13 protein-coding genes are annotated in these 18949 nt (G+C 61.4%); 7 read left to right on the forward strand and 6 right to left on the reverse strand.

What is annotated here, in order from left to right; genetic code table 11:
• Positions 1-5: 5 nt before the first annotated feature.
• Genes rimP through infB form a run of 4 tightly spaced genes read left to right on the forward strand, consistent with a single transcriptional unit; the run spans position 6 to position 5354 of the window.
• Positions 6-596 carry a ribosome maturation factor RimP gene (rimP, locus tag RA20_RS08130; RefSeq protein ID WP_039126594.1) on the forward strand — a complete coding sequence of 197 codons (591 nt, stop codon included), beginning with the start codon at positions 6-8 and terminating at the stop codon, positions 594-596.
• Positions 596-2212 (forward strand): transcription termination factor NusA, encoded by a 1617-nt coding sequence (nusA, locus tag RA20_RS08135; RefSeq protein WP_039126597.1) that lies wholly within the window; start codon positions 596-598, stop codon positions 2210-2212. The genes rimP and nusA overlap by 1 nt, the downstream gene beginning before the upstream one ends.
• A 26-nt stretch (positions 2213-2238) precedes the next feature.
• Positions 2239-2859: an RNA-binding protein gene (locus RA20_RS08140; protein WP_039126600.1), complete on the forward strand. Its 621-nt coding sequence runs from the start codon at positions 2239-2241 to the stop codon at positions 2857-2859.
• An 8-nt stretch (positions 2860-2867) separates the two neighbouring features.
• A complete protein-coding gene (gene infB / locus RA20_RS08145; protein ID WP_039126602.1) occupies positions 2868-5354 on the forward strand; it encodes a translation initiation factor IF-2 in 2487 nt (828 codons plus the stop codon).
• A gap of 663 nt (positions 5355-6017) precedes the next feature.
• On the opposite strand, the gene mutT is transcribed toward infB, so the two are convergent.
• The 3 genes from mutT to RA20_RS08160 are packed head-to-tail and all read right to left on the reverse strand — an operon-like array spanning position 6018 to position 8493.
• Positions 6018-6416, reverse strand: coding sequence for an 8-oxo-dGTP diphosphatase MutT (gene mutT / locus RA20_RS08150; RefSeq protein ID WP_039126605.1), 399 nt, complete (start codon positions 6414-6416; stop codon positions 6018-6020).
• The gene (argJ, locus tag RA20_RS08155) at positions 6413-7639 is read right to left on the reverse strand and encodes a bifunctional glutamate N-acetyltransferase/amino-acid acetyltransferase ArgJ (protein ID WP_039126608.1); all 1227 of its coding nucleotides are present in this window, start codon (positions 7637-7639) and stop codon (positions 6413-6415) included. The genes mutT and argJ overlap by 4 nt, the downstream gene beginning before the upstream one ends.
• 2 nt (positions 7640-7641) lie before the next feature.
• Entirely contained in the window at positions 7642-8493 is an 852-nt protein-coding gene (locus tag RA20_RS08160) for a peptidylprolyl isomerase (RefSeq protein ID WP_039126611.1), read from the reverse strand.
• A 177-nt stretch (positions 8494-8670) separates the two neighbouring features.
• Here RA20_RS08160 and secA point away from each other — a divergent pair, with 177 nt between their 5' ends.
• The 3 genes from secA to RA20_RS08175 all read left to right on the forward strand — a co-directional run bounded on the left by secA (position 8671) and on the right by RA20_RS08175 (position 14127).
• Complete coding sequence (secA, locus tag RA20_RS08165; RefSeq protein ID WP_039126614.1) at positions 8671-11367, forward strand: preprotein translocase subunit SecA; 2697 nt, start codon at positions 8671-8673, stop codon at positions 11365-11367.
• 276 nt (positions 11368-11643) lie between these two features.
• Positions 11644-12549 (forward strand): hypothetical protein, encoded by a 906-nt coding sequence (locus tag RA20_RS08170; RefSeq protein WP_039126617.1) that lies wholly within the window; start codon positions 11644-11646, stop codon positions 12547-12549.
• Positions 12550-12573: 24 nt separating this feature from the next.
• On the forward strand, positions 12574-14127 hold the full coding sequence (locus tag RA20_RS08175; RefSeq protein WP_039126620.1) for a phosphate ABC transporter substrate-binding/OmpA family protein: 1554 nt from the start codon (positions 12574-12576) through the stop codon (positions 14125-14127).
• A gap of 104 nt (positions 14128-14231) precedes the next feature.
• Here RA20_RS08175 and radC read toward each other — a convergent pair whose 3' ends face one another.
• The 3 genes from radC to dnaK all read right to left on the reverse strand — a co-directional run bounded on the left by radC (position 14232) and on the right by dnaK (position 18768).
• Complete coding sequence (gene radC, locus RA20_RS08180; protein ID WP_039126623.1) at positions 14232-14996, reverse strand: RadC family protein; 765 nt, start codon at positions 14994-14996, stop codon at positions 14232-14234.
• Between the two features lie 616 nt (positions 14997-15612).
• A complete protein-coding gene (dnaJ, locus tag RA20_RS08185) occupies positions 15613-16770 on the reverse strand; it encodes a molecular chaperone DnaJ (protein ID WP_039126627.1) in 1158 nt (385 codons plus the stop codon).
• A 75-nt stretch (positions 16771-16845) separates the two neighbouring features.
• Entirely contained in the window at positions 16846-18768 is a 1923-nt protein-coding gene (gene dnaK, locus RA20_RS08190; RefSeq protein WP_039126630.1) for a molecular chaperone DnaK, read from the reverse strand.
• Between the last annotated feature and the right edge of the window lie 181 nt (positions 18769-18949).

An 18949-nucleotide genomic window follows, 5' to 3' on the forward strand; every position in this document is an offset into this window, starting at 1 on the left:
GTCTGATGACCAACGACCTGATTGCCAAAGCCGCCATCGACCGGCGCCTGGCCGAGATCGTCTCTCCGGTGATCGAGGACCTGGGCTATGAGCTGGTGCGGATCCGGCTGATGTCCGGCAAGACGACAACGCTGCAGATCATGGCCGATAAGCCCGAAGGCGGCATCGAGGTGGATGACTGCGCTGCGATCTCGAACGCGGTCAGCGCAACCCTGGACGTCGAGGACCCGATCATCGACGCCTATGCGCTGGAAGTGTCGAGCCCGGGCATTGACCGCCCGCTGACCCGGCTGAAAGACTTTGATATGTTCGAAGGCTACGAGGCCAAGCTGGAAACTGAAGAGCTGGTCGGCGGCCGCCGCCGCTTCAAGGGCGAGCTGGCGGGCACTGAAGACGACGAGGTTCTGATCAACATCGAGGATCAGGGCCAGCCCGTGACCATCGGTCTGAAATTCGACTGGCTGAGCGATGCCAAGCTGGTTCTGACCGATGAGCTGATCAAGGAAATGCTGCGCCAGCGCAAGGAAGCCGGCACGCTGAACGAAGACGCATTCGACGAAATCGAGACCGAAGAGTCTGACGAGGAGAACAAGTAATGGCGATCACCTCTGCAAACCAGCTGGAGCTGTTGCAAACCGCTGAGGCCGTGGCACGCGAAAAGATGATCGACCCCGGTCTGGTCATCGAGGCGATGGAAGAAAGCCTCGCCCGCGCCGCCAAAAGCCGCTATGGCGCCGAGATGGACATCCGCGTGTCGATCGACCGCAAGACCGGCCGCGCCACCTTTACCCGCGTGCGCACTGTGGTTGCTGATGACGAGCTGGAAAACTATCAGGCTGAGATGACCGTCGAGCAGGCGCGCCAGTACATGGCAGACCCTGAAGTCGGCCAGACCTTCGTCGAAGAAGTGCCGCCGGTCGAAATGGGCCGGATCGCCGCCCAGTCGGCCAAGCAGGTGATCCTGCAGAAGGTCCGCGAAGCAGAGCGCGACCGCCAGTACGAGGAATTCAAGGACCGCGCCGGCACCATCATCAACGGCCTGGTCAAGCGCGAGGAATACGGCAACGTCATCGTCGACGTGGGCGCCGGCGAAGCCATCCTGCGCCGCAACGAGAAGATCGGCCGCGAAAGCTACCGCCCGAACGACCGTGTGCGCTGCTACATCAAGGACGTGCGCCGCGAGCCGCGCGGCCCGCAGATTTTCCTGTCGCGCACCGCGCCGGAATTCATGGCCGAGCTGTTCAAGATGGAAGTGCCGGAAATCTATGACGGCATCATCGAGATCAAAGCCGTGGCCCGTGACCCCGGTTCCCGTGCCAAGATCGCCGTGATTTCCTATGATGGCTCGATCGATCCGGTCGGCGCCTGTGTGGGTATGCGCGGCTCCCGCGTGCAGGCCGTTGTGAACGAGCTGCAGGGCGAAAAGATCGACATCATCCCGTGGAACGAAGATCAGCCGACCTTCCTCGTGAACGCACTGCAGCCGGCCGAGGTCTCCAAGGTTGTTCTGGATGAAGAAGCCGGCAAGATCGAAGTTGTGGTGCCGGAAGAGCAGCTGAGCCTGGCCATCGGCCGCCGCGGCCAGAACGTGCGCCTGGCCTCGCAGCTGACAAACCTCGACATCGACATCATGACCGAGGAAGAAGAATCGGCCCGCCGCCAGAAGGAATTCGAGGCGCGCACCAAGCTGTTCATGGAGACCCTGGATCTGGACGAGTTCTTTGCCCAGCTGCTGGTTTCCGAAGGCTTCACCAACCTGGAAGAAGTCGCCTATGTCGAGCTGGACGAACTGCTGGTCATCGATGGTGTCGACGAAGGCACTGCCGAGGAGCTGCAGGCCCGTGCCCGCGATTATCTGGAAGCACAGGCCAAGGCAGCGATCGACGCAGCCCGTGCCCTGGGTGCCGAAGACAGCCTGATCCACTTCGAGGGGCTGACCCCGCAGATGGTCGAGGCTCTGGCCAAGGACGACGTCAAGTCGCTGGAAGATTTCGCCACCTGCGCCGACTGGGAACTGGCCGGCGGCTGGACCAACGACGGCGGCGAGCGCGTCAAGGACGACGGCATCCTGGAGCCCTTCGGCATGTCGCTGGAAGAGGCGCAGGATCTGGTGATGACCGCCCGCATCATGCTGGGCTGGGTGGATCCGGCAGAGCTGGAAGCGGAAGCGTCCGAGGACGAAGACGCTGGTGAAGAGGAAGGCGAGGCCTGATCCCGGGCTTCGCACAGGAGAGCTGAATGACACGCGGCGGCGCCACAAAAGACCGGTCCGAAGGCAGCGAGCGCAAATGCATCGCAACCGGCGAGATCGAACCCAAACAGGGCCTCATCCGTTTTGTGATGGGCCCTGAGGGTCAGGTCGTGCCTGATGTGATGGGCAAGCTGCCGGGCCGCGGCGTCTATGTGGCGTCCAACCGGGATGCGCTGGAAACCGCTGTGAAGAAGAAGCTGTTTGCCCGCGGCTTCAAGGCACAGGTCAAATTGCCGGACGAACTGGTAGAGGAAGTCGAACGGCAGGTTGTCCGCCGCTTGGTGGAGCTGCTGAGCCTGGCGCGCAAGTCCGGCGATGCAGTGGCTGGCTTTGAAAAGGTCAAGGACTGGCTCTACAAGGAAGACGCAAAGGTGCTGATCCAGGCTTCCGACGGCTCCGGGCGGGGCAAGTCGAAGCTGAGCACGCCTTACAAGGGCAAATTTATCGGCTGCCTCACGGCGGACGAGCTGGGAATGGCATTTGGGCGCCAAACTGTGATACATGCCGCCGTCGCCTCTGGCGGACTCAGCAAACGTGTTGTAGATGAGGCGCAACGACTGCAAGGTTTGCGCGAAATGGTGGGCGGCATCGGCCGCACGGAAGGATAAAGAGCTTTATGAGCGATAGTGACGGCAAAAAGACACTGGGTCTGCGTGGGGGTTCCCGTCCGGGGAACGTGAAACAGAGTTTCAGCCATGGACGGACCAAGAATGTCGTAGTGGAAACCAAGCGCAAGCGCGTTGTGGTTCCCAAGCCGGGTGCAGCCAAGGGCGGCAGCGGTGCTGCGCCGGCTGGTTCCGGATCCCGCCGGCCTGCCGGTATCAGTGACGCTGAAATGGAGCGCCGCCTGAAGGCGCTGCAGGCTGCCAAGGCCCGCGAAGCGGAAGAAGCCGCGCAGCGCGAAGCCGAGGAAAAGGCCCGCGCCGAAGAGCGTGAGCGCCGCCGTGCCGAAGCGGAAGCCAAAGAGCGCGAGCAGCGTGAAGCGGAAGAGCGGGCAAAAGCTAAGCAGGAAGAAGAAGAGCGCAAGAAGCGTGAAGCGGAAGTGGCAAAAGAACGTGCCGCTGCTGCTGCCGCTGCGCCTGCTGCGGAATCGCCCAAAGCCTCCCGTCCGGCTCCGAATAAACCGGCGCCTGCAGCCACGCCCCGCAAGGCGGACCGTGAACGCGAACAGCGTCAGAACCGCGGCAAGGGCCAGGACGATGGCCGCCGTTCGGGCAAGCTGACCCTGGGCCAGGCAACCGGGGGCGGTGGAAACCGCCAGCGGTCGATGGCCTCGATGAAGCGCAAGCAGGAGCGCGCACGCCAGAAAGCCATGGGCGTTCAGGTCGAGCGGGAAAAGATTATCCGCGACGTGCAGCTGCCAGAAACCATCGTTGTGTCCGAGCTGGCCAACCGGATGGCGGAACGCGTTGGCGAAGTTGTCAAATCGCTGATGAACATGGGCATGATGGTCACGCAGAACCAGACCATTGATGCCGATACCGCCGAGCTGATCATTGAAGAATTCGGCCACAAGGTTGTCCGGGTTTCCGACTCTGACGTCGAAGACGTGATCAAAGAGGTGGAAGACAAGGACGAGGACCTGCAGGGCCGTCCGCCGGTCATCACCATCATGGGCCACGTCGACCACGGCAAGACCTCGATTCTGGACGCAATCCGCAACGCCCGCGTTGTGGCTGGCGAAGCCGGCGGCATCACCCAGCACATCGGCGCCTATCAGGTTCAGACCGAAAGCGGCACCACGCTCAGCTTCCTCGATACGCCTGGCCACGCGGCCTTTACCTCGATGCGCTCGCGCGGTGCTCAGGTGACCGATATCGTGGTTCTGGTTGTGGCAGCAGATGACGCGGTCATGCCGCAGACCATCGAAGCGATCAACCACGCCAAAGCGGCCGAAGTGCCGATGATCGTGGCGATCAACAAATGCGACAAGCCGGCCGCGGACCCGAACAAGGTGCGCACCGATCTGCTGCAGCACGAGGTGATCGTGGAGCAGATGTCCGGTGAAGTGCAGGACGTTGAAGTTTCGGCGCATACCGGCCAGGGCCTGGACGAGCTGCTGGAAGCCATTGCGCTGCAAGCAGAAATCCTGGAACTGAAAGCGAACCCCGACCGCGCAGCCCAGGGCGCCGTGATCGAGGCGCAGCTGGACGTGGGCCGCGGCCCGGTTGCCACCGTTCTGGTTCAGAACGGCACCCTGCGCCAGGGCGACATCTTTGTTGTGGGTGAGCAGTACGGCAAGGTCCGCGCGCTGATCAACGACAAGGGCGAGCGCGTCAAGGAAGCCGGCCCCTCGGTTCCGGTTGAGGTTCTTGGCCTCAACGGCACCCCGGAAGCGGGCGACGTTCTGAACGTGACCGAGACCGAAGCGCAGGCGCGTGAAATCGCCGCCTACCGCGAGCAGGCCGCCAAGGACAAGCGCGCGGCTGCCGGTGCTGCGACCACGCTGGAACAGCTGATGCAGAAGGCCAAGGAAGACGAAAACGTCTCCGAGCTGCCGATCCTGGTCAAAGCTGACGTGCAGGGGTCCGCCGAAGCCATCGTTCAGGCGATGGAAAAGATCGGCAACGAGGAAGTGCGCGTGCGCGTGCTGCACTCGGGTGTCGGTGCGATCACCGAAACCGATGTTGGCCTGGCGGAAGCCTCCGGCGCGCCGATCATGGGCTTCAACGTCCGTGCCAATGCCTCGGCCCGTAACACTGCCAACCAGAAGGGTGTGGAAATCCGTTATTACTCGGTGATCTATGACCTGGTTGATGACGTGAAAGCAGCGGCTTCGGGCCTGCTGTCGGCAGAGATCCGCGAGAACTTCATCGGCTATGCGCAGATCAAGGAAGTCTTCAAGGTCACCGGCGTTGGCAAGGTTGCCGGCTGTCTGGTCACCGAAGGCGTTGCCCGCCGCTCGGCCGGCGTCCGCCTGCTGCGCGACAACGTGGTGATCCACGAAGGCACGCTGAAGACCCTGAAGCGCTTCAAGGACGAAGTTGCCGAGGTTCAGTCCGGCCAGGAATGCGGTATGGCCTTCGAGAACTACGACGATATCCGCCCGAACGATGTGATCGAGATTTTCGAGCGCGAGGAAGTGACCCGCACCCTCGACTGATCCGCACTGGTATTGAAGTTGGAAACAGGCCCTGGCACATCCGCCGGGGCCTGTTTTTTTGAACCCGGGGTGGATGGAAAGCTCAAGCACGTTTCGTGCAGCAGCAAGACCAAGCACTTTCCACGGGGAAATCCTGCCGGACGACACAGGCGCGGCCTTTTGCTGCTGCATGGGAAGCATACCCCGTCCGCGGCTGGGGTGAAATCTGGCTGAAAGACGGGATTGCAGGCGCGCAAGGTTACCGGTCTATCCGGAAGAGTGCCGCCTGTTTTCCAAAGGAGTAGCGCTCCGGCAAGGAAAAAGGGCAGCTGGCTTCAGCTGCCCTTTTCCGCCTGAATGAGGTGAGTGGCGGCTCAGGCTGCAGGTGTGACGGGATGGCCTTCGTATGTTTTTCTGCCAACCCGCACCGCGATTTTCCCGTCCGGGAGTGCCCGTATGAAAATGCCCTGAACCAGTGAGAAACTTCCCACGGTGATTGTTTTAAGCATGGTCGCCTCCTGCCCTTGTGCAATTCCGGGTGGTGGTGTGGATCGTCCTCTAATGTTTGAAGAGAATGATTAACAAAAAGTTCACGACCCGAATCGCAGCAGTTAAACGCCCGGAAAAGCAGTTGAAATTCCGAATGGCTAGGCGCAGGCCCCGGGCTGTCCGGGGCCCGGCATGCTATAGCCAGTCGCGCAAGACCGGGATCAGCGGAATATCGGCCGGCGGCATCGGATAGTCGCGCAGATCCTGCGGCCTCACCCATTTCAGGGTCTGGCCTTCCTTGGCCTGCGGGATGCCTTCCCATTTGCGGCAGGCAAACAGCGGCATCAGCAGGTGGAAATCCTCGTAAGAATGGCTGGCAAAGGTCAGCGGCGCCAGGCAGGAGGCCCAGGTGCCGATCCCCAGCTCCTCATGTAGCTCCCGGATCAGTGCGTCCTCGGGTGTTTCGCCCGGCTCGATCTTGCCGCCGGGAAACTCCCAGAGGCCAGCCATCGACTTGCCTTCCGGCCGCTGCGCGAGCAGCACGCGCCCATCCACGTCGATGAGCGCGACTGCGGAAACCAGAACCACCTTCACGACCGGTAATCCGCGTTGATCGAGATGTACTGATGCGTCAGGTCGCAGGTCCAAACAGTAGACTTGCCCGCGCCCAGTCCCAGATCCACCTTGATGGTGATCTCCTGCTTCTTCATCTCGGCCGCGCCCAGCTCTTCCTTGTAGTCCGGCGACACCCAGCCCTTTTCCGCCACCAGAACATCGCCAAAGGAGATCGACAGCAGGTCCCGGTCGGCGGCGGCACCGGACTTGCCGATTGCCATGACCACCCGGCCCCAATTGGGATCCTCGCCGGCGATTGCGGTCTTCACAAGCGGCGAATTGGCGATGGCCAGCCCGTGGATCTTGGCATCCGCATCGGATGCGGCGCCAGTGATTTGGATCTCGACAAACTTGGTGGCGCCTTCGCCGTCCCGCACCACCTGGTGCGACAGGTCCAGCATCACCTCCTCCAGAGCAGTGGCGAATTCCGCATTTCCGGTGGCATCCACGCCCGAAGCTCCGGTGGCACAAAGCATCAGACTGTCCGACGTGGAGGTGTCGCTGTCCACGGTGATGCAGTTGAAGCTGCGGTTGCAAATCTCTGCCAGCTGCGCCTGCAGCGCGGCCTGCTCGATCTTTGCGTCAGTAAAGATGTAAACCAGCATCGTCGCCATGTCCGGCGCGATCATGCCGGAGCCTTTGGCAATGCCGGCAATCCGGACCGACTCGCCATCGATCTTCACCTCCGCCGCGGCGCCCTTGGCAAAGGTGTCGGTGGTCATGATCGCCTTAGCCGCGTCTTCCAGCGCGCCCGCATCCAGCGCGCCGTTCAACTGACCGATCTTGGACACGATCCGGTCATGCGGCAGCGGTTCGCCGATCACGCCTGTGGAAGCGGTAAAAATCCGCTCGCCCGGCAGGCCGGTGGCATCCGCCACCGCCGCGGTGATCTCTGCCACTGAGCTTTGCCCGTAGTGGCCGGTGAAGGCATTGGAGTTGCCGGAGTTCACCAGGATTGCTGCGCCGGCATCCGTAGCGCCACCCAGCTTGGCCTGGCAATCGAGCACCGGTGCCGACCGGGTCTTGGACCGGGTGAAGACGCCTGCGACAGCAGTGCCCGGATCCATCACCGCCAGCATGACATCTGTGCGGCCTTGGTATTTGACACCCGCTGCAGCAGCGGCAAAGCGCACGCCCTTGATAACCGGCAATTCCGGGAAGCTGGCCGGAGCCAGCGGAGAAACAGGCATCGTGCCGCCCATGATCAGTTCCTTACCAGGCTAATGTCTTTGAGAATGGCCGGATCCAGGTCTTCGATCTCGGGCCGTTCGATGTCCGAGGCGGCGGTCAGCTCGTTCACCCGCTCCTCGACCGCTTTCTGGCGCAGCTCGTCCGCAAGCTGGGTCCGCACCTCGTCAAACTCGGGCGCTTCGGTCTTGCGGCGTTCGTGCAGCAGGATCACATGCCAGCCGAACTGGGTCTGTACCGGGCCGGAAACCTCGCCGGAATGCAGCTTCAGGACCGCTTGTTCGAATTCCGGCACCATGCGGCCAGTGGTGAACCAGCCCAGATCGCCGCCATTGGGGCCAGAGGGTCCGGTGGATTTTTCCTTGGCCAGGGTTGCGAAATCGGCGCCGGCATCCAGCTCCTTTTTCACATCCAGCGCATCTTCCTCGCTCTCGACCAGGATATGGGCGGCATGAAACTCGTCGCCGCCATCGCCCGACGAATATTTCTCGTCATAGGCTGCCCGCAGCTTCTCATCGGAGCTGGCCTTGCTCATGATCGTTTCGATCACATCTGCCGCCAGCATGGCGCGTTCTTCGTTTTCGACTGACAGCTGCACATAGTGGGGCACTTCGCCATGCAGCTGCTGTTTCAGCGCGGTTTGCTGAATCAGCTGGTCCAGGATGGCGTTGTAGAGCACATCATCGGGCAGCTGTTTGTACTGCTGCGGCAGGTTTTCGCGGGCCATCACCATATGGCCGATGGTGATCTCCTCGCCATTGACCGTGGCAACCACCGTGTTGGCATGAGGGGCCGCTGCGGCAGCCACCGGAAGCGAGGCAAAAGCCACCACCGCCATGCCACGCAGAAAAGTGAGACCTTTACGCATTGAAATCTTCCTATTCCTAGGCCGCACGGGGGCCTGCCGTTGACACTCAATACCCTGCCGCTTACATCGCCTTGAGGCCATTGGCAGAGCCGTCTTTCCACCCTTGTTTATGGGTTGCGGAGAGGGCGGGCAAGCCTGCCGGATGCAAAGGCCGCAGATAGGATCGCTGGAGAAAATATGCTGGGTTTCGGAACACTCGCCAAAAAGGTTTTCGGCACACCGAACGACCGTAAAATCAAGGCGACGCGGCCGCTGATCGCGCAGATCAACGGGCTGGAAGAAGAGTTCGCGAAGCTAAGCGATGAAGGGCTGATCGGAAAAACCCAGGAGTTGCGCAAGCGCGCGCTGGACGGCGAAAGCCTGGATGCGCTGCTGCCCGAAGCTTTTGCAAATGTGCGTGAAGGCGCCAAGCGGGCACTGGGCCTGCGTGCCTTTGACACCCAGCTGATGGGCGGCGTGTTCCTGCATCAGGGTAACATTTCCGAGATGAAAACCGGTGAGGGCAAGACCCTGGTGGCGACCTTTCCGGCCTATCTGAATGCGCTGACCGGCAGGGGTGTGCATGTGGTCACGGTCAACGAATACCTGGCCAAGCGCGACAGCGAATGGATGGGCAAGGTGTTTGCCCAGCTTGGCATGACCACCGGCGTGATCTGGTCCGGCCAGCCCGACGCTGAGAAGATGGCGGCATACGAGAGCGACGTGACCTATGCCACCAACAACGAACTGGGCTTTGACTACCTTCGCGACAATATGAAACCGTCGCTGGACCAGGTGTTCCAGAAGCAGCACAACTTTGCCATCGTCGACGAGGTGGACTCGATTCTGATCGACGAGGCCCGCACCCCGCTGATTATCTCCGGTCCGGCCGAGGACCGCTCTGAGCTGTATGCGACCATCGACAAAGTGATCCCGCTGCTGGCGGAGGAACACTACGAGATCGACGAGAAAACCCGTGGTGTGACCTTTACCGAGGATGGCAACGAATATCTCGAAGAGAAACTGTGCGAGCATGGTTTGCTGGAGGCCGAGGCCTCTCTGTACGATCCGGAAAGCACCACGGTTGTCCACCATGTGAACCAGGCGCTGCGGGCCCACAAGCTGTTCCAGCGGGACAAGGATTATATCGTCCGTGACGGCCAGGTGGTGCTGATCGACGAATTCACCGGCCGCATGATGCCGGGCCGCCGCCTGTCTGAAGGGCTGCACCAGGCCATCGAAGCGAAGGAAGAGGTCGATATCCAGCCGGAAAACACGACTTTGGCCTCGGTGACCTTCCAGAACTACTTCCGCCTCTATAACACGCTGTCGGGCATGACCGGCACTGCGATGACCGAAGCTGAGGAATTCCAGGAGATCTATGGCCTGGGCGTGGTCGAAGTGCCGACCAACCGGCCGATTGCCCGTGTCGACGAGGATGATCAGGTCTACCGCACCGCCCGCGAGAAATACGAGGCGATGATCAGGGAAGCCAAAGTGGCGCATGAGAAGGGCCAGCCGGTTCTCCTCGGCACCACCTCGATTGAAAAGTCTGAATTGCTGAGCCACCTGCTGGAGCAGGAGAGCATCCAGCACAACGTTCTGAACGCCCGCCATCATGAGCAGGAAGCGCAGATCGTTGCCGACGCCGGCCGCCACGGCGCGGTAACCATCGCCACCAACATGGCCGGTCGCGGAACCGATATTCAGTTGGGCGGCAATGTCGAAATGAAAGTGCTGGAAGCGCTGGCCGCAAACCCCGAGGCCGACCCGGCAGAGCTGCGCGCGGCTGAAGAAGCCAAGCACGCTGAGGAAAAGCAAAGGGTGCTGGACGCAGGCGGGCTGTTTGTGATGGCCTCCGAGCGCCACGAAAGCCGCCGCATCGACAACCAGCTGCGCGGCCGTTCCGGCCGTCAGGGCGACCCGGGCCGTACCCGTTTCTACCTCAGCCTCGAAGACGACCTGATGCGTATCTTCGGCTCTGAACGGCTGGACAAACTGCTGTCGTCGCTCGGCATGAAGGAAGGCGAGGCGATCATTCACCCCTGGGTGAACAAGTCGCTGGAACGCGCCCAGGCCAAGGTCGAGGGCCGCAACTTCGACATGCGTAAAAACGTTCTGAAGTTCGACGACGTGATGAACGACCAGCGCAAGGTGATCTTCAATCAGCGCCGCGAGATCATGGCTGCTGAGGACCTGTCCGAGATTGTCGACGACATGCGCCACGAGGTGATCGACGATCTTTTGGACACCCATATGCCGCCCAAGACCTATGCGGATCAGTGGGATACCGAAGGCCTGCAGGAGCAGGTCCGCGAAATGCTGGCGATCGACGCCCCGGTTGCAGAATGGGCCGCAGAGGAAGGCGTGGATGACGAGCAGATCCGCGAACGTCTTGTTGAAGCCTCCGATAAGCTGATGGCAGAGAAGGCTGAGGCTTTTGGCCCCGAAAATATGCGCAACATCGAAAAACAGGTGCTGCTGCAGACCATCGACAAGAAATGGCGCGAGCACCTGCTGACGCTCGAGCATCTGCGCTCTGTTGTGGGCTTCCGCGGCTATGCGCAGCGCGACCCGCTCAATGAGTACAAGAACGAGAGCTTCCAGCTGTTTGAAAGCATGCTCGACTCCTTGCGCGAAGAAGTTTCCCAGCAGCTCAGCCGCGTGCGCCCGATGACCGAGGAAGAGCAGCAGCAGATGCTGATGGAAATGGCTGCCCGCCAGGCTGCGATGCAGCAGATGGCGGCACAGCCTGCGGCAGCAGCGCCTGCAGAAGAGCCGGCGCCGGGTTTCGTCGAGGATGATCCTTCCACTTGGGGCAACCCCTCGCGCAATGACAAATGCCCCTGCGGCTCCGGCAAGAAGTTCAAGCACTGCCACGGCAGTCTCACCTGATATTCGTGGCCTGCAGGGCTCTCCCGCCCGTCGCCGGCCATCTGGCAATGACCGCTCCCGTTGGGCGTGGCGCAGCGCCACGCCCAAGGCCGGCAGGGTGGTTCTGGCGCTAGCCAGGTCACCCGCGGACGCGGGAGGACCCCCCTGAGTTGTTTCCAAATACGCGGCAAAGACGGCGTTTTTGCCTGATTTGCCGGATTCTCTCCTGCAAGCAGCCACAAACTGGCCGGAATTTACCGGCAGGCTTTCCTGGCTGAAAAGATTCAGGAGGATCTCATGCTGAGCAAACAGGTAATGCTGACAAGCGCCATGACTCTGGCTTGCGCATTGGGTATCGGCTTCTACATGCAGGCATCCGGCCCGGGCTGGGTGGCAGGATCCTCCTCCGCCGCAGATCCGCAGCTGCCTGGCGAGCCTGAGGCCGCTCAGCTGCAATTGGAGAAAATCACCCTGACGTCGGCACCCTCTGCGGCAAAGCAGACGCCAGAACTCCGCGAAACCTCCAGGCCTGTGCAAACTGCAGCTTGTGAAATGACAGCTGAGGCTGAAACCCTGCCTGCGGCAATGGTATCGCTTTCCGTTTCGGCTCCCTGCCGGGCCGGCGAGCAGCTGACAGTGCATCACAGCGGTTTGAGTTTCACGGTGGAACTGGACTCAGCGGGCCGCTTCACTGCCCAAGTTCCTGCTTTGGCGCGGATGGCGGTCTTCATCGCCGAGACAGCAAGCGGCAACGGCGCGGTTGCGGTCGCTGAAGTGACGGATCTTGGCATGGTCGAGCGAGTGGTTCTCCAGTGGAGCGGCAGCAGCGGTCTGGAAATCCATGCCCGGGAATTTGGCGCAGACTATGGCAGTGCCGGCCATGTCTGGCACGGCGCGGACACCGGAACCGGAGCGGGGCAAATCATCCGCCTTGGCGACGATACGCTTCTGGCGCCGCGTGTGGCCGAAATCTATAGTGCGCCGGCCGGTCAGCCGGGCCAGTCCGGAACCGTGTCCCTGACCGCTGAAGCCGAAGTGACTGGCCGCAATTGCGGCAAGGACATCGCGGCTCAGGCCTTGCAGCTGCGCGGTGGCCACCTCAGCAGCCGGGATCTGGTAATGGCAATGCCGGACTGTGATGCAATGGGCAGTTTTCTGGTGTTGAATAATCTGGTGGAAGAACTGAAAATCGCGTCCAACTGATTTGCGGTAACTTCAGGGATACTCATGACCTTCTTGCGTGCGGCCGCCTGCGCCGCACTTTTTCTGACATCCCTGGCGCGCAGCCTTGCGGCTCAGGATGTCACCTTGTCGTCGCCGGATGGCGCGGTGGAAATCACTGGCACGCTGCTGGGATTTGACGGAGAGTTCTACCGGGTGCAGACCCAGTTTGGCGAGCTCACCGTGGATGGATCCGGTGTGGCCTGTGACGGGCCAGGCTGCCCCAGCCTGTCCGGTTTTGTGGTGGAAGTCACTCTGGCCGGTTCCTCTGCCATGTCCGAGGTGCTGCTGCCTGCCTTGATTGAAGGTTTTGCGCTGCGCAATGGGTACCAGACCCGCCGGGAAACACTGCCGGAGGGAAATTTCAGTCATGTTTTGCTGCGCGGGCAGTCGCCTGCAGCCAGGTTTACCTTTCTGCCCGGCACAACCGACGGCGGTTTTGCGGCTTTGCTCGCTGATGAAGCGGATATGGCGATGGCCTTGCGGGAAATACGTCCGTCTGAGCAAAGCGCTGCCCGCGCCGCCGGGCTTGGGGACCTGACGGCGCCAGGCCGCAGCCGGGTGCTGGCGCTGGACGCCTTTGTGCCGGTTGTGGCTCCCAGCAACCCGGTGCAGGAGATTTCCCTGCCGCAGCTGGCGGCAGTGTTTTCGGGTGAAATTACCAATTGGCGGGAGCTCGGCGGCCCTGATGCTCCGGTGTCGCTGCATATGCCGGTTTCCGGTTCAGGTCTTGCACAGGCAGTGGAAGACAAGCTGATGGCCCCATTTGGCGCAGTGTTTTCATCGGAAGTCCGCCGCCATGGCCGCAGCAGTGCTTTGGTCCGGCAAGTTCTGGTCGACCCCTTTGCCATCGGCATAGCCAGCTATGCGGAGCGGGGCGCAGCCCGGATGCTGACGCTGACGGGGCCTTGCGGGTTTTCGCTGCAGGCCAGCCGCCGCGCTGTGAAGACCGAAGATTATCCCCTGACAGTGCCGGTGTTTCTGTATCTGCCTGCCCGCCGCTTGCCGAAGGTTGCCCGGGATTTTCTGGTCTATGTGAGGGGCTCGGCAGCACAGGCCGTCATTCGCCGCGCAGGTTTTGTGGATCAGGCGCCTGAACTGATTCCGGTCAGCCGCCAGGGCAGCCGGCTGGCCAATGCGGTTCTGGCAGCCGAGAAGCAGGCCGGTCTGGAAGAACTGCAGCGGCTGGTGGCATCCCTGGGGGATATGCGGCGGCTGACTGTTTCTTTTCGCTTTGAGCCAGGTTCAGCGCGTCCGGACGCCCAGTCCCGCAGCAATATCGAGCAGCTTGCCCGCGCCCTTGAAGCTGGAGAGTTTGATGCGAAGGAGCTTGTTTTCGCTGGGTTCTCCGATGGAGTGGGACCTGCGGATGGGAACCGGAAGATTGCACTGCAGCGGGCGGGCGCGGTGCGGGATGCCGTCATCGAAGCTGCAGAAACGGCAGATGCCAGCCGGGTGAGAATCCGCACTGAAGGATTTGGCGAGGCGCTGCCGATGGCGTGTGACGACAGCGAGTGGGGCCGTCAGATAAACCGCCGGGTCGAGGTCTGGGTCCGGTAGGGACTTGAAAAATGCTGGCAAGGGCTCCCGCGCGATTGCCGGGCATCTGAGATGCCCTGCAATCCCTTGGGCCCGGCACCGCGCTGGCGCGCGGTGCTGCAGCGCTAAAGATACCCCTGGGCGCGGAAGCTGAGTTCGGTGGACTTTCCGATGATCAAGTGATCGTGCAGGGTGATTCCCAGCGCTGCCAGAGCCGCCTGGACCTGGTCGGTCATGGCGACGTCGCTGTCTGAGGGTGTTGGATCTCCAGACGGGTGATTATGCACGAGAATCAATGCACTGGCGTTCAGTTCAAGGGCGCGTTTGGCGACTTCGCGGGGGTAGACAGGGACGTGGTCAACGGTGCCCTGGGCCTGTTCTTCGTCGGCGACCAGCACGTTTTTGCGGTCCAGGAACAGGATGCGGAACTGTTCGGTCTCACGATGGGCCATGGTGGTATGGCAATAGTCCAGCAAAGCGTCCCAGCTGGAAATCACCTGCTGCTGCATCACGCGGGCGCGGGCCATGCGGTGGGCGGCGGCCTCAAGTATTTTGAGGTCGGTGATCACTGCGCCCCCTATGCCTTTGATGGCTGCGAGCCGCTCAGGGGGCGCTGTAACGACGCGGTTGAAATCGCCAAATGTATCTAGGAGCTGCCGAGCCACAGGTTTTACATCGCGGCGCGGAATGGATCGGAACAGCACCAGTTCCAGCAGTTCGTAATCCGGTACCGCCGCAGCGCCGCCAGTCATGAAGCGGTCGCGCAGGCGGGCGCGGTGGTCCTTGATGTAGGAGGGCAGGCGGCCGGGGAGCAGAGGCTGCGCCGGGGCTTCGTCGCTGCCGGGGAACAGCGGCAATGAGACATCCTGGAATGAGGGATCCTGTGCCATGGTGGTGTCATCATGGTTGAGGAAGTGTTAATGCGCGCGCTGCAGAGGTCGTTAGTGGGGTGATACGCGTGCACCGGCTGTGTATCCTTTGTGCATCGCCGTGATAAGGCGTGATATTTGCACCATATGTTGGAGAACAAAAGAAAAACACACTCTATATAGTGTGTGCGGATGGACTCATATTCCACGACTTGGTAAAAAGAAGGCGCAGCACGGATTCGCGGTCCGGCTGCGCCTGTACTGCGACGCCGTTTGGGGCGCCTAAGTGTTATATATAACAGTTTACGTTTATCGTTGCTGTCCTGCTTTGGTCAACCCCTAACGGCTTTCCTGAACCTGTATGAAAGGATTGCCTAATGGCAAAATCGACTAGAAACACCGGCAAGGCTTGGTCTAAAACTGATGTTGGTCAGTTGAAAAAGCTGGCCAAAGAGAACTCTCCGACAAGGGTAATAGGTCTCAAACTCGGACGTACTCCCAGCGCAGTTTATTCAAAAGCATCTGAGACCGGCACAAGCTTGAAGCCGACCAATCAGAGCCCCTACAATCGTACGAAAAAGTAAGCTCTTTAAGTTCGTAAATGCTTCTTAGGAGGGCATTAACTGCCCTCCTAATCTCACCCCTTCATGCCATCCCAGAAGCTTTTCACCGAAGAAAAGAAGCTGCGGGATTCGGGATTGGTGTTCTCCTCGGAAATCTCCTCGAACTCGCGCAGAAGCTCTTTCTGGCGTGCGGTGAGGTTGACCGGGGTTTCCACCGCCAGCTCGATGAACATGTCGCCGGTGGCGCCGCCGCGCAGTGCAGGCATGCCTTTGCCGCGCAGGCGCATCTGGCGGCCGGACTGGCTGCCCTCGGGGATCTGTACCCGGCCGCGGCCGCCGTCGATGGTCGGCACCTCGATGGAGCCGCCAAGGCCCGCTTTGGCCATGCTGACCGGCACCCGGCAATAAAGGTTGTTGCCGTCGCGTTCGAACAGCGCGTGCTGGCTGACCTCGACAAAGATGTAGAGATCGCCCGGAGGGCCGCCGCGCAGGCCGGCTTCGCCTTCGCCTGCCAGTCGGATACGGGTGCCGGTTTCCACGCCTGCCGGGATGTTCACCGACAGCGAGCGGTCCTTTTCCACGCGGCCGTGGCCGTGGCAGGATTTGCAGGGGTTTTTGATGATCTGGCCCAGGCCCGAACAGGTGGGGCAGGTGCGTTCAACCGTGAAGAAGCCCTGTTGCGCGCGGACCTTGCCCATGCCGGAGCAGGTGGGGCAGGTGGTTGGTTCCACACCGCCTTCAGCGCCTGTGCCTTCGCAGGCGGTACAGGAGACCGAAGTCGGGACCTTGATGGTCTTGTGCAGCCCGCCAAAAGCTTCCTCGAGCGAGACGCGCAGGTTGTAGCGCAGATCGGCGCCGCGGGATGCCCGCTGCCGTCCGCCGCCGCCGCGCTGGCCGCCCATGAAGTCGCCGAACAGGTCGTCGAAAACATCGGAGAAAGCGGAGGAGAAGTCGCCGCCGCCAAAACCCTGGCCGCCGCCGCGCGGGCCGCCGCCGCCCATGCCGTTTTCAAAGGCAGCATGGCCAAAGCGGTCATAAGCCGCTTTTTTCTCGGCGTCTTTCAGGACGTCATAAGCCTCGTTGGCTTCCTTGAACTGCGCCTCGGCGTCCGGATTGTCGGAATTCCGGTCAGGGTGCAGTTCCTTGGCCTTCTTGCGAAAGCCCTTTTTGATTTCATCGGCGGAGGCGCCTTTGGCCACCCCGAGAACATCGTAATAATCGCGTTTTGACATCGGTTACCCCATCTGCCGCAACGAAAATGGGCCGGTCCGGGATCCGGACCGGCCCGCTATGGCCTGATGTCAGGCTTAGCGCTTATCGTTGTCCAGGTCTTCGAATTCCGCGTCAACGATGTCATCGTCGGCGGGGCCGGCGGCTTCGTCCGCTGCAGCCGGCTCTTCTTCGCCGTCCGCTTCGGCCTGCGCCTTGTAGATCGCCTCGCCCAGTTTCATCGCGGCTTCAGTGACGTTCTGGATGCCGGATTTGATCTTCTCGGCGGTCGATTTCTCGTTTTCCAGATCGTCTTTCAGCGCAGCAACCGCCAGTTCGATCACTTCGATGGTGGACGGGTCGACCTTGTCGCCGTGCTCCTCGACCGACTTCTCGGTGGAGTGGATCAGCGATTCGGCCTGGTTCTTGGCTTCGATCAGCTCGCGGCGTTCCTTGTCCGCCTCGGCGTTCTCTTCGGCGTCCTTGACCATCTTTTCGATGTCGTCGTCGGACAGGCCGCCGGAGGCCTGGATGGTGATCTGCTGTTCCTTGCCGGTCGCCTTGTCCTTGGCGCCGACCGACACGATGCCGTTGGCGTCGATGTCAAAGGTCACTTCGATCTGCGGCATGCCGCGCGGCGCCGGCGGGATTTCCTCGAGGTTGAACTGGCCGAGCATCTTGTTGTCGGCTGCCATTTCACGCTCGCCCTGGAACACGCGGATGGTCACGGCGTTCTGGTTGTCTTCCGCGGTCGAGAACACCTGCGACTTCTTAGTCGGGATGGTGGTGTTGCGGTCGATCAGACGGGTGAAGACACCGCCCAGGGTTTCGATACCCAGCGACAGCGGGGTCACGTCGAGCAGCACCACGTCTTTGACGTCGCCCTGCAGAACGCCGGCCTGGATGGCAGCGCCCATGGCAACCACTTCATCCGGGTTCACGCCTTTGTGGGGCTCTTTGCCGAAGAATTTGGTCACTTCTTCGATGACTTTCGGCATGCGGGTCATGCCGCCGACCAGAACCACTTCGTCCACGTCGGAGGCGGACAGGCCTGCGTCCTTCAGAGCCGCCTTGCACGGATCCATGGAGCGTTTGATCAGGTCAGCCACCAGGCTTTCCAGCTTGGCGCGGGTCAGCTTCATCACCATGTGCAGCGGCTGGCCCGAGGAGGGGTCCATCGAGATGAACGGCTGGTTGATCTCGGTCTGCGAGGTGGAGGAGAGTTCGATCTTGGCTTTTTCAGCGGCCTCTTTCAGGCGCTGCAGGGCCATCTTGTCTTTGGACAGATCGACGCCGTTTTCCTTTTTGAACTCGTCCGCCAGGTAGTTGACGATGCGCATGTCGAAGTCTTCGCCGCCCAGGAAGGTGTCGCCGTTGGTCGACTTCACTTCGAACAGGCCGTCGTCGATTTCCAGGATGGTGACGTCGAAGGTGCCGCCGCCGAGGTCATAAACCGCGATGGTCTGGGTGTCTTCCTTGTCGAGGCCATAGGCCAGCGCAGCCGCGGTCGGCTCGTTGATGATGCGCAGAACTTCGAGGCCTGCGATCTTGCCGGCGTCTTTGGTGGCCTGGCGCTGTGCGTCGTTGAAATAGGCCGGCACGGTGATCACAGCCTGGGTGACTTCCTCGCCCAGGTAGGATTCCGCGGTCTCTTTCATCTTGCCCAGGGTGAAGGCGGAGATCTGCGACGGGGAGTATTTCTCACCCTTGGCTTCCACCCAGGCGTCGCCGTTGCCGCCGTTGACGATGGCGAAGGGCACCATTTTCTTGTCTTTGGCGACGGCCGGGTCGTCGTTGCGGCGGCCGATCAGTCGCTTCACACCAAAGACGGTGTTGTCGGGGTTGGTGACAGCCTGGCGCTTGGCCGGCTGGCCGACGAGGCGCTCGTCGTCGGTGAAGGCAACAATCGACGGGGTGGTGCGTGCGCCCTCGGCGTTTTCAATCACGCGGGGCTGGGAGCCATCCATGATGGCCACGCAGGAATTGGTGGTACCCAGGTCGATGCCGATAACTTTGCTCATATTCGATCCCTTTTACTACTCAAGGCGATTACCCGAGGCCTGAACCCGTTGCGGCATCCTGGCCCCGATTGAAGTTGCGGTTTGGTCTGCACCTTGCCGCGTCCCGGCGTATATAGGGAGCAGAAAACGCCCCTGCAAGCGCCCAGATCGGCTGTGATGCGTGAATCGATGCGCTTTTTTG

Source organism: Leisingera sp. ANG-Vp, assembly GCF_000813725.1.
Lineage (GTDB): Bacteria > Pseudomonadota > Alphaproteobacteria > Rhodobacterales > Rhodobacteraceae > Leisingera.

Excerpts from the sequence above, each read along its gene's own strand:
- radC (WP_039126623.1), bottom strand. The coding sequence starts at position 14,996 with ATGGCACAGGATCCCTCATTCCAGGATGTCTCATTGCCGCTGTTCCCC.
- RA20_RS08170 (WP_039126617.1), top strand. The coding sequence starts at position 11,644 with ATGCTGAGCAAACAGGTAATGCTGACAAGCGCCATGACTCTGGCTTGC.
- RA20_RS08160 (WP_039126611.1), bottom strand. The coding sequence starts at position 8,493 with ATGCGTAAAGGTCTCACTTTTCTGCGTGGCATGGCGGTGGTGGCTTTT.
- dnaJ (WP_039126627.1), bottom strand. The coding sequence starts at position 16,770 with ATGTCAAAACGCGATTATTACGATGTTCTCGGGGTGGCCAAAGGCGCC.
- RA20_RS08175 (WP_039126620.1), top strand. The coding sequence starts at position 12,574 with ATGACCTTCTTGCGTGCGGCCGCCTGCGCCGCACTTTTTCTGACATCC.
- dnaK (WP_039126630.1), bottom strand. The coding sequence starts at position 18,768 with ATGAGCAAAGTTATCGGCATCGACCTGGGTACCACCAATTCCTGCGTG.
- infB (WP_039126602.1), top strand. The coding sequence starts at position 2,868 with ATGAGCGATAGTGACGGCAAAAAGACACTGGGTCTGCGTGGGGGTTCC.
- nusA (WP_039126597.1), top strand. The coding sequence starts at position 596 with ATGGCGATCACCTCTGCAAACCAGCTGGAGCTGTTGCAAACCGCTGAG.
- secA (WP_039126614.1), top strand. The coding sequence starts at position 8,671 with ATGCTGGGTTTCGGAACACTCGCCAAAAAGGTTTTCGGCACACCGAAC.
- RA20_RS08140 (WP_039126600.1), top strand. The coding sequence starts at position 2,239 with ATGACACGCGGCGGCGCCACAAAAGACCGGTCCGAAGGCAGCGAGCGC.
- argJ (WP_039126608.1), bottom strand. The coding sequence starts at position 7,639 with ATGGGCGGCACGATGCCTGTTTCTCCGCTGGCTCCGGCCAGCTTCCCG.
- rimP (WP_039126594.1), top strand. The coding sequence starts at position 6 with ATGACCAACGACCTGATTGCCAAAGCCGCCATCGACCGGCGCCTGGCC.